Source organism: uncultured Chloroflexus sp. (assembly GCF_937951745.1).
Taxonomy (GTDB): domain Bacteria; phylum Chloroflexota; class Chloroflexia; order Chloroflexales; family Chloroflexaceae; genus Chloroflexus.
Map to the genome: position 1 here is coordinate 1 of NZ_CALFBQ010000090.1, position 10,315 is coordinate 10,315.

Genomic DNA, 10,315 nt, shown 5'->3' on the forward strand with positions numbered 1-10,315 from the left:
GCGCACCATACTCCCGCTCGCACTCACCCGTTCTAAGACCCACCCGCTGAGGTCAACCGCGTTCGCACCACGATTGTAGACTTCGACCCACTCATTCTCGCCTGCCGCCGCGATTTCGTTGATGATGACCTGATCAAATGCCGCAACCGGCGTTGCGGTGCTGGTCGCGGTCGCGGTCGCCATGCTCGTCGCGGTCGCCGTGCTCGTCGCGGTCGCCGGCACATTATCATCCTCCTCGATCGAGGGAGGGGTAAGGTGGGGGCTGCTATCCTCCTCTGCCGGGAGAGGGCTGGGATCAGGATCGTCTTCCTCTGGAGGGAAGGTACTAGGATGGGACGTTGCCTCTGTCGCCGTCGCGGCGGGTGCGGGTGGTTCCCCGCTATTCCATGCTCCCGGCGTCGGCATACTAATCTGCCAATGGGCGCTGCCATCAGGCTGGCGGGCAATGGTTTGATCACGCGGGACGACGGTCAAGGGGCTTTGATCAACGATCTGGCCCACCCGATTACTCAACTGCGCCTGATCAGGATCGCCGTTATTGAGGATGGCGCTCGTCAATATCACCACCACCAAGCCACCGGGCGAGATGACCGTTCCCTCAGCGATGAGGGTATGCGGGCCGCCAATGGCGACATCATCAATCCGCCAACCGCTCAGATCGACCGGCAACGGGCCGGGATTGTACAGCTCAACCCATTCTGGGCCAGTGCTGGGATTGTGCATCACTTCGTTGATCAGCACCAACGGCGGTTGCGCCTTTAGCGGCTGGAGCCACGTTCCGGCTAGCACGAGCAAGATTGTGATAATTGCCCACCAACGCACGGCAGTTCCTCCGTAGTTTGATCACTCTACTAAGGAAACCGCGCGAAGTGGGCGAAAGATGCGCGGAAATTGTCGCCAATTTGCAAATTCCTAGTTCAAACGAGCGGCAACTGGCCGTGCGAGGCTAACCGGTGGGCGAAGCGAGTGGTTTCGGGCAGGCGAAAGCGCGTGGTGCAGGCCATCACCAGCTCAGGGGCGCGATCGAGGCTGACCCGATGGCCGGGTGAGACAAAGACCGGTTGGGCATCGGCGCGCGTACGCAGCACCCAACCGATCTGCTCGTGACCATCGGAGAGCGAGCTACACGCGCCGCGTTCAGGTACGGGCGGGGTAAAGCGACCAATCAGACGTTGCTTGGCACACCCAATCGTTGGCAAATCGAGCAACACCCCGATATGGCAAGCAATCCCGCACCGGCGGGGATGGGCAATCCCGTGCCCGTCGCAGATCACGAGATCGGGCGGCATCCGCAACCGGTCGAGCGCGGTCATGATCGCCGGCGCTTCGCGAAAGGCAAGCAGACCCGGCACATACGGAAAGGTCACCGGCTGACGCACCAGCGCATAATCAACCGGTGTCAACTCAGGGAAACGCAACACCACTACTGCGGCGCGGATCACAGCGCCATCTTGCTCGAAACCGGCATCAACGCCGGCCACCAAACGCAACTCGCCAAACGCATCGCGCAAGACGACGCGCTGGCGCAACGCCTGTTGCTCAGCAATCGCCGCCGCAATCCGCTCATCGTGGTCATCAATCGTCGGCATACCGCTCTTCTCGCCACGGATCGGCATTGTTGTTGTAGCCGTAGCGTTCCCAGAAACCGAGCCGATCGTGATCGAGGAACTCTAAGCCGCGCAACCATTTCGCGCTCTTCCAGAAGTACTTTTTCGGCACCAACAAGCGCAATGGGTAACCGTGCTCCGGCGTTAGCTCTTGCCCATCGTACTTATAGGCCAACAGCACATCATCATCGAGCAACACGTCGAGCGGCAGATTGGCCGTATATCCCTGCTCGCTGTGGGCAATCACGAAACGGGCCGACGGTTTCAGCGGCGGAATATGGCGCAAGAACTCGCGGAAGCTAACGCCTTCCCACACCGTATCGAGCTTGCTCCAACGCGTCACGCAATGAATGTCAGTCTTGATGGTAACGGTCGGCAAGGCGCGAAACTCACGGAAGCTAAAACGCGCCGGTTCAGCCAATTCACCCCAGCAGCGCAGATCCCATTGTTCGGCAACATTGGTATACTGAGGGACAGTTCCATAGTGCAGCACCGGAAACTTCTCGGTAACGTATTGTCCCGGCGGGACGCGACCTTCCGGTCCAGATTGCGTCTGATCCTTCCGCTTGAACGGGTTGAACATTCGTCCCTCCTTCGCCACTGGATAATCGATAGCAGTTCCTTTTCAAATGGCATTATATCGCATGTGAAAGGATTTGGGTATGGCCACCTTTATGCGCGCTTCGCTTGATCGTCCGGCGTACACCTTGCCCGGTTTTTACTTCACCTCGGCGGAAGTGTTTGCCCGCGAACAAGAGCGTATCTTTGCCCGCCAGTGGATCTGCGCTGGACGCAGCGCCGATGCGCCGGCTGCCGGTGATTATCGTTTGATCGAGGTCGCTGGCGAAAACTTAATCTTGCTCCGCGATCAGAGCGAGCAACTCCGCGTCTATTATAACGTCTGCCGTCATCGCGGGGCGCGACTCTGCACCGCAGCGCACGGCCAGCTCGGCGAGAGTATTATCTGCCCGTACCACGCTTGGACATACCGGCTCGATGGTTCGCTGGCAACGGCCCGTTATATGCAAGATGCACCCGATTTTCGGCGTGAAGACTGGCCCTTGATCAGCGCCGCCGTCGCCGAATGGGACGGATTTGTGTTTGTGTCACTGGCTGATCAGCCAACGCCGTTCGCGCAAGCCTTTGCGCCGCTGATCGGCAAGTTTCAGGCATGGGATGTGGCCCGGCTCCAACGCGGCGCACAGATCGTCTACGAGGTAACCGCCAACTGGAAACTGATTGTTGCTAACTATTCGGAATGCTACCATTGCCCGCTTATCCACCCCGAACTAGTGGCCGTCTCGCCGTGGCAGAGCGGGCGCAATGATTTAACCAGCGGCCCCTTCTTGGGCGGCTATATGGAACTGACCCACGAAAGCATGACTCTCGACGGCCACACCCACCGCTCGCCGCTGCCCGGTCTCGCCGCAGCAGATCAGCGGCGTGTCTACTATTACTCCATTTTTCCCAACCTGTTGCTCAGTCTACACCCCGACTACGTGATGGCGCACCGGCTCATTCCGCGCCGGCCTGACGCAACCACCGTCATCTGCGAATGGTACTTTGCACCGGAAGTGATGGCTGCAGCCAATTTTGACCCCACCGACGCAGTGACATTCTGGGATCGGACAAACCGGCAAGATTGGCATGTCTGCGAACTCTCGCAGCAAGGGGTTAGCTCACGCGCCTACCGGCCCGGTCCGTATGCCCAATCGGAAGGGTTGCTCTGGCAATTTGACCAAGAGTATCTGCGGGTCATGGAAGCGGAGTGATCAATCATCTATGCGCGTTTTAATGTTCACATACGGTAGCCGCGGTGATGTCCAGCCCTTTGTCGCACTGGGAGCGACGCTGCGCGCTGCCGGCCACCAGCCAGTCTTGGCCGCACCGGCGCGCTTTAGCCAGCTTGCCGCCGAACACCAGATCGCGTTCGTACCCCTACCGGGAGACATCGAACACCTTACGCGCCAGATTGCCGATGAAGCCCGTGGCCGGCCATTGCGCCTGATCAGCATCATCTACCGGTTCGCCCTGCCGTTAGGGGCGGAGGTAGCGCGCCGTATCCGACATGCAGCCAAATCCGCCGATCTGATTGTGCATACCTTTTTGACGGTCGCCCTCGGCCATCTGTACGCGCAACACTACGGCATTCCCGAATGCGCTGTTGATCTGTTTCCCTTTTTCGATCCGCCAGCCGAGCTGGCCAACCTGATGTGGCCCACCACCCGGATGGATTTCCGCTGGCGGCGGCTAAGCCATGTCTTTGCCCATCGCGTTTTTCGCGCCAGTCAAAGTGTGACCTACCACATCTTGCGCCAGCTCAACCCCGACATCGGCCCGCCGCGCTTGCCATGGGCCGCGCCGGGCCGCGCCATTCCGCTCTTGCTGGCCTACAGCAAGGCGCTAGTGCCGCCGGGAACAGCACCCTTAAGCAGGCAAACCGGCCCATGGTACCTTCATCAGCCACACTGGCAACCACCACCCGATCTGGCCAACTTTCTCGCCAGCGGGCCACCGCCAGTAGTGGTTAGTTTCGGCAGTATGGCGAGCCGCGAGGCACCGCGCATGGCGACAATCATAATCGAGACCCTCCGGCGCACTGGCCAGCGCGGGATCGTGCAGCACGGTTGGAGCAATTTGCTGCCGAAATGGACACCTGACTACATCTACCTCGCCGGCGACATTCCCCACGACTGGTTGTTGCCCAAAGCCGCCGCGATGATCCACCACGGCGGGGCAGGCACCACCGCCGCCGCCCTCCGCGCTGGCCTGCCGGCGGTGATCGTGCCATTTGCCGCCGACCAGCCGTTTTGGGCATGGCGCGCGCATCTCACCGGCGCCAATCCGGCCCCGCTGCCGGTGGGTGAACTCACGGTTGAACGGCTCAGCGCAGCACTACAGCAGGCGCTATCGCCCACCCACCGCGCACGCGCTGCAGATATCGCCAGACAGATGCGCTCGGAGGGTGGGGTGATGGCTGCGGTAGAACAGCTTGAGCAATGGGTAACCAGACAACTCCACCTTGCGAGGGGGGAATGCTTCGTTGGGGATAGCAAGGGCGCGCAATGACAAGCGGAGAGCGGCAGCGTATGACCCCCACCCCAGCCTCCACTGGGGGAAGGAGTCGCCCACCTCCTCCACACGTGAGGTTAGGATCGGACAAGCAGCGGCCTCCAGCGATGCTTGAGGTCGTCTGACTGCCGCAAGTTCCCGTGTTTACGCGCAGCCTGCCTGAACGTTGTTGTCAGGGCAAAGGAGTAGCCTCCACAGCAATCTCCCACTCTAGCGATAGGCATCCCGCGCAAGGCACATCTCCTGTGCTCGCAGGGGATTGCTTCGCCACCGCCGGCGGCTCGCAATGACAAGCGGGACGCGAGCACAGACGTGGAGCGGGTTGCGCTCGTGCTCGCAGGGGATTGCTTCGCCACCTCCGGCGGCTCGCAATGACAAGCGGGGAGGGGGTACTCTCACCACGACCCAGAGACACCTGAGCGGATACAACTTGTGTTATGTCACCGGTGTCAGATCGAATAGCAAAATCCCCTCATCGCGGGTACTAACTGCCAACTGTGAACCGTCCGGCGCAATCGCTACGGCCAGCACCGCACCGGCAGCAAGGTCGATTTCGCGCAGCAGGTTGCCGTCGGTAAAGCGATAGAATGCCAAGTGACCGCTGATCGTGCCGGCAACGAGCACGTTACCATCAGGCGTCACCGCCAGACAGCTCAACCAACCGCGATCGGCGGGCAAGCTCATCTGAAACACTTCTGCGTTGTTGCGCGCTACGTCGCGCACGCGCAACGAGCCGTCGCTGCTGGAACTAAGCAGGAAGGTATTATAAAAAACAATACTCGTGATCGGGCCATTGTGGCCGCGCAGGATCTGCGGATTCCCGCCGCGCGCCATCTCCCAGACGGCAATCTGCGGCGCATCGGCGGGTTGATTGGTGGCCGCCGCTAAATACGCGCCATCCCCGCTAAAGGCAAGGGTATAGATCGGCCCGCCTAACCCACTCAGCCGGCGGAGATACTGGCGACTCGCAGTCTCCCAGATGTACACCTCTCCACGCTCGTTGCCGACGGCGATCAAGCTTCGATCAGGGCTTACCGCTAGATTGAGCGGAAACCCGTTCATGCCGCTCAATTGCTCGTTGGGCCGGCGATTAATCAGATCGATCGTCACAATTTCGCCGGCTTCGCTAATCGCTACTACCTCGGTATCGCTAATAAACTCGATATAGCGCGTCGTCGCCGCTCCGCCGTCAAGGCTTATGGTTCGCCCGCTCTCCAACACATGCACCCGCACCGCGCCATTAGCGCCACTTGCTGCCAGTAGGCTGCCATCTGGCCCATAACTCACCCCTGTCACCACCCCCTGCGTGACCTGAAAGCTCTGGATGACTTCAGTGGTATCGACATCCCAAACTACCAAATTACCACCCATATCGCTTGAGGCGAGAATCCGTTTGCCATCAGGACTCCAGCTCAACCCTAGCAGCCGCAAGCCGCGCTGGCGTAACACCCCGCGCTCAGCGCCGTTGGCCGGGTTCCACAACCGCACACTGCCATCGAGACTGGCGCTGGCCAGCAAGCGGCCATCAGGGCTATAAGCGACGCCGCGAATAACCACCCAGCCGTCGTGTCCGCGCAATTCGTGCTGAACATTGCCGGTCGCAGCGTCGAGCAGGTAGACGTTGCCGTTGATCGAACCAACCGCAATCTGGCGTCCGTTGGGAGAAAAAGCGATCCCGGTCAACCAAAAGGGCGTATTGCTCTGCGGCTCAACCGGCGCGTTGAAGCGAAAGGCGTCAATCTGCCGCCCGCTGGCTACATCCCACAAACGCGCCGTCCCATCACGCGAGGCCGAAGCCAAGCGTTGGCCATCAGGGCTAAACGCGACATTACCGAGCAGATCGGTATGGCCACGCAACACCACGACCGCCTGCCTGCTCGCCACATCCCAAATACGCACGGTGCGATCAGCGCTGCCCGAAGCCAGCAGGCGGCCATCGGGGCTAAACGCCAGCGAGCGAATCCAATCATCGTGGCCGCGCAACTGGGCCAACTCACGCCCATTACGTACATCCCACAACCGCACGATCGGATCATCTTGTGCGCCGGAAGCGAGGATCGCACCGTCGGGACTAAACGCAAGCGCACTGACATCACCAGTATGGCCATTGAGCGTCGTCTGCGACACCAGCGTCTCGGCATTACGCAACTGCACCACCGCACCCACAGCGACTGCCGCCACTTGGTTATCGGGACTGTAGGCCGCGGCTCCAAGCCCATCTTCGCGCAACTGGGCAGTTTGGGTAATCGCTTCGACCTGCTGCAACAACTCTGCCGCCGTTGCTGCGGTTGGGGTAGGCAGGGCCGGCATAGTCGGCGCCATCGCTGATGCGCCTCCGATCCAGCTAAATAGCGAACTATTGGTTATATAGAGACCCAAAAGCACGGCAACAACGACGCAAACACCAAGGGCAATGATAGCAAGGCCACCCACGATAGCCAACAGGCACGACGTGCTAATGAATGGGCGCGACGGTGCGGCAACAGTTGCGGTAGCTCCTGCCGGAGCAGCGACGGGCGGTGGGGCTGGCGGCAAAGGCGCCGGTACAACCGGCGGCGGCGGAGCCGGGGTTGGCGCAACCGGCGGCGGAGCCGAGGTTGGCGCAACCGCAACCATCTGCTCAACCGGGGACATCGCCCCCATTGGTCGCCCGGCCATCAACCGCACCGTCTCGAGCGCGCTGCGCATCTCGCTTGCCCGTTGATAGCGATTAGCCGGCTTTAGTTCCAACGCTCGTAGGGTAAGCTGCTCGGCCAGCACCGACACCTGTGAGTTAAGCGCACGCGGCGCGTTGAGTGGTACGCCGGCTTGGCGCTGGTGAGCCGGCGGTGGCGGCCAACCGGTCAGCAAGTGGTAAAGCACAGCGCCAATCGCATAAATATCACTCACCTGCGCCGGCTCAACCGCGTGATCGTACAGTTCAGGCGCCCGGTATGGCGTAGCTTCAAAGCCAACGTGACGTGCGCAAGCAAACGGGGCCAGACTCAACCCGCCTTCAGGTGACGACCAGAAATCACACGTGCGCACATCGCCGAGCAAGAGCGGCGGCTGATGCGCGTGCAAGCGTTCGAGCACCTGCAATAGCCGGTCAACGATCGCTAACGTCTCACTTTCAGGAAGGGGCGCGCCGCGCTCGCGGGCAAACCGCTCAAGGTCAGCACCGCCGGGATCGTCAGCCACCAGATAGCAGACCTGATCGATAGCAAAATAATCACGCAATGCCAGCAACCCCGGCATATGGACTTGCGCCAACTCACGTGCCAGCCGTAAGACATCTGCCACTGCGTTCTGGTTGGGCTGAGGTAAAGCTGTGATCAACACGCGCAGCGATGAACGCTGATCGATCGCGCGGTACAGCTCGGCATCAGGATAGGCATCGAGCGCGACGGTAATGCGGTAATGACCATTGAGTAAGGTATTGATAGCGAGCATGGCAGCCCTTTGGCAGATAGACAACCGCTAATCCGAATCCACCACCCGCCCTCTGGCAGACGGGTGGTGGAGCGTGTGCTACCATCAGTATACGGGATGTCTCAATCGGCTGCGGCGAGAATGTGCGGTTGCAACATCAGATCGCCCCGCGCTTGCGCTTCGGTAATTCGCTCGATGCAGCGATTGGCGCTGATCACTGCCCCTTCAATCGAGGCTAGAAAATGCTGGCGCGTGTAATCGCCGGCAAGGAAGAAGTTGCGCACCGGCGTGGCCTGATCAGGCCGGTACTTATCGACCCCCGGCAAGGCCTGATACACCGAGTTGGGAATGCGCACGATCGTGTGCTTAAGCAGCTTGGCTTCACGGGCAATTGGGTGCAAGCGGACAAACTCGCTCATCACAAACTGCACCAGCTCATCATCGGGCAGATTGATCAATTCGGCTGCCGGCGCAACCACAAACTGCATAATGCTGTGCTCACCCTTGTGATACTCCGGCGCCACCATCGCCATATCAGCGTAGACGCTCAGATGGGTACCGGCGCTAAACAGCAGGTTATCCACCCCGGCGATGCGCCGGTCAAAGAAGAGCTGCATTGTAATCACCGGCGAACCCTTCAGATGACTCAAATTCGCAAAATATGGCATCTCGCGCAGCGCTGGCGGGATGACTTTGCGCAAATTATGCACCGGCATCGCCGAAACGTAAACATCGCCGGTGATCAGACGGCCATCATCGAGCCGAAAGCCGCTGACCTGATTCGTCTCAGCGTCATACTCAATCGCCGCCACCCGCGCATTCAGCTCAACCCGGCCACCGAGCCGCTCGATCTGTGCAATCAAGGGCCGCCAAATGTTGGTATCAGGCGAACCTTTCACCAACGCCATGCGCGGCGCTTCTTTCTCGTGGGCAAAGTGGAGCATCGCCGTCAGCGGCAACTTGGCCGAGACCCGATCGGCGCGCTGGAAGTTGAGCGCCAGCGCCATCGTATGCATCACTTCGTCAATCGAACGCTGGCCCATCCCATGGCGGAGATGCCACGAAGCGTAGGTCTCGTTATCCTGCTCGTCCACGTACTTCTGATCGCCAAAGATCACGCGCATCAGCCCTAGGCCCATGCGCAATTTATCGCCCAATGAGAGCGGCTTGAAGGCCAACACACCGGCCAATCCATTGAGTGGGGTCGGCAGCCACGGCACAAAGCGGATTGGGGCCAACCCATGGCGCTCAGAGGCAAAGATCATCTCGGCTGGCTTCCAATTGAAGGTATCACCCAAGCCATACCGCTCAAGGAAGGCGAGAAGGTTGTGGTATGCGCCGAAGAAGACGTGCAATCCGCTCTCGATCCAGTCGCCATCAGCATCCTGCCATGCCGACACCTTACCGCCGGGCACGTTCCGCTTCTCAAGCACAATCACCTCGTGACCACGCTCGACCATCGTCCGCGCGACCACCATACCGGCTGGGCCGGCGCCTGCAATCACAATCCGCATAGTGGTATGCTTCCTGTCGCTATTCAATGTGCAAAAATGAACAACCTACATCTTTATAGCACGGTTAGCATGGGCGCGCAAGGAAAATGAACAGCCCTTGCACAAGATGAACCTATCGCCAATCCATTATGTTACTGCGACCGATTCGGATGGGCAGAGGGTGCTCTGCCCCCACGAGCGCGACACCTATTACCCGTTCTAACCTGAAGGAAGCGATCCTGAAATGGGCAGAGGGTGCTCTGCCCCACGAGCGCGACACGCCCCCTCAGCGTCCCTTCCTGCTAAAGCGGGAGATTGCTTCAGAGGCTGCGCCCCCTCGCGATCACAACGATGCTCAGGCAGCTTGTCCTCCAGAGCAGGAGATTGCTCCGGTCGGTATCCAGCTACGCTAGATGCCGCCACTCCCTTGCAATGACATAAGCGACCATACCAACCTACCCCTATCAACGCCAAGAATGGTACAATGCGAGTACATGTTTGCGCTACAATCGTTACCGTTACGCTCACTGACGCCTGCCCTATGCTTCACCGCGTATTGCTCGCTCTTGCCTTGGCCGTGCTCATGAGTGAGCAATTCTTGCTCCCACGCTTGCCCCGCCCGCTCGATCCGCCGCCGCCACGCACGGTGATAACAACCAATCCCCTGATCGGGATTCATACCCGCCTCACCGGCATTGGCGACGAAGCGTACATTCGGCGCACCTTTGCCCA

At 60.1% G+C, this 10,315-nt stretch carries 7 protein-coding genes and 1 pseudogene; 3 read left to right on the top strand and 5 right to left on the bottom strand.

Annotation, left to right across the window (positions count from 1 at the left end):
- The 3 genes from Q1A59_RS17705 to Q1A59_RS17715 form a co-directional block, all read right to left on the bottom strand.
- Positions 1-822, bottom strand: an 822-nt coding sequence (locus tag Q1A59_RS17705; protein WP_298407581.1) for a lamin tail domain-containing protein, incomplete at its 3' end; no start/stop codon positions are given.
- Positions 823-917: 95 nt separating this feature from the next.
- Positions 918-1,589 carry a deoxyribonuclease V gene (nfi, locus tag Q1A59_RS17710; protein WP_298407572.1) on the bottom strand — a complete coding sequence of 224 codons (672 nt, stop codon included), beginning with the start codon at positions 1,587-1,589 and terminating at the stop codon, positions 918-920.
- Positions 1,576-2,190: a sulfite oxidase-like oxidoreductase gene (locus tag Q1A59_RS17715; RefSeq protein ID WP_298407569.1), complete on the bottom strand. Its 615-nt coding sequence runs from the start codon at positions 2,188-2,190 to the stop codon at positions 1,576-1,578. Before Q1A59_RS17715 ends, nfi begins: the two co-directional genes overlap by 14 nt.
- A gap of 79 nt (positions 2,191-2,269) precedes the next feature.
- Between Q1A59_RS17715 and Q1A59_RS17720 the strand changes: the two genes are divergently transcribed.
- Positions 2,270-3,379 (top strand): aromatic ring-hydroxylating dioxygenase subunit alpha, encoded by a 1,110-nt coding sequence (locus Q1A59_RS17720; protein ID WP_298407566.1) that lies wholly within the window; start codon positions 2,270-2,272, stop codon positions 3,377-3,379.
- A gap of 10 nt (positions 3,380-3,389) precedes the next feature.
- Positions 3,390-4,676, top strand: a complete 1,287-nt coding sequence (locus tag Q1A59_RS17725) for a glycosyltransferase (RefSeq protein WP_299645317.1) — start codon at positions 3,390-3,392, stop codon at positions 4,674-4,676.
- A gap of 438 nt (positions 4,677-5,114) precedes the next feature.
- On the opposite strand, the gene Q1A59_RS17730 is transcribed toward Q1A59_RS17725, so the two are convergent.
- Together Q1A59_RS17730 and Q1A59_RS17735 are read right to left on the bottom strand one after the other, a co-directional pair.
- Positions 5,115-8,111, bottom strand: a complete 2,997-nt coding sequence (locus tag Q1A59_RS17730; protein WP_298407564.1) for a protein kinase domain-containing protein — start codon at positions 8,109-8,111, stop codon at positions 5,115-5,117.
- A gap of 101 nt (positions 8,112-8,212) precedes the next feature.
- A complete protein-coding gene (locus tag Q1A59_RS17735; RefSeq protein WP_298407562.1) occupies positions 8,213-9,604 on the bottom strand; it encodes an FAD-dependent oxidoreductase in 1,392 nt (463 codons plus the stop codon).
- A 520-nt stretch (positions 9,605-10,124) separates the two neighbouring features.
- On the opposite strand from Q1A59_RS17735, the pseudogene Q1A59_RS17740 reads away from it, so the two are divergent.
- A pseudogene (locus Q1A59_RS17740) lies at positions 10,125-10,315 on the top strand (hypothetical protein); the annotation flags it as partial.

Excerpts from the sequence above, each read along its gene's own strand:
- nfi (WP_298407572.1), bottom strand. The coding sequence starts at position 1,589 with ATGCCGACGATTGATGACCACGATGAGCGGATTGCGGCGGCGATTGCT.
- Q1A59_RS17715 (WP_298407569.1), bottom strand. The coding sequence starts at position 2,190 with ATGTTCAACCCGTTCAAGCGGAAGGATCAGACGCAATCTGGACCGGAA.
- Q1A59_RS17720 (WP_298407566.1), top strand. The coding sequence starts at position 2,270 with ATGGCCACCTTTATGCGCGCTTCGCTTGATCGTCCGGCGTACACCTTG.
- Q1A59_RS17725 (WP_299645317.1), top strand. The coding sequence starts at position 3,390 with ATGCGCGTTTTAATGTTCACATACGGTAGCCGCGGTGATGTCCAGCCC.
- Q1A59_RS17730 (WP_298407564.1), bottom strand. The coding sequence starts at position 8,111 with ATGCTCGCTATCAATACCTTACTCAATGGTCATTACCGCATTACCGTC.
- Q1A59_RS17735 (WP_298407562.1), bottom strand. The coding sequence starts at position 9,604 with ATGCGGATTGTGATTGCAGGCGCCGGCCCAGCCGGTATGGTGGTCGCG.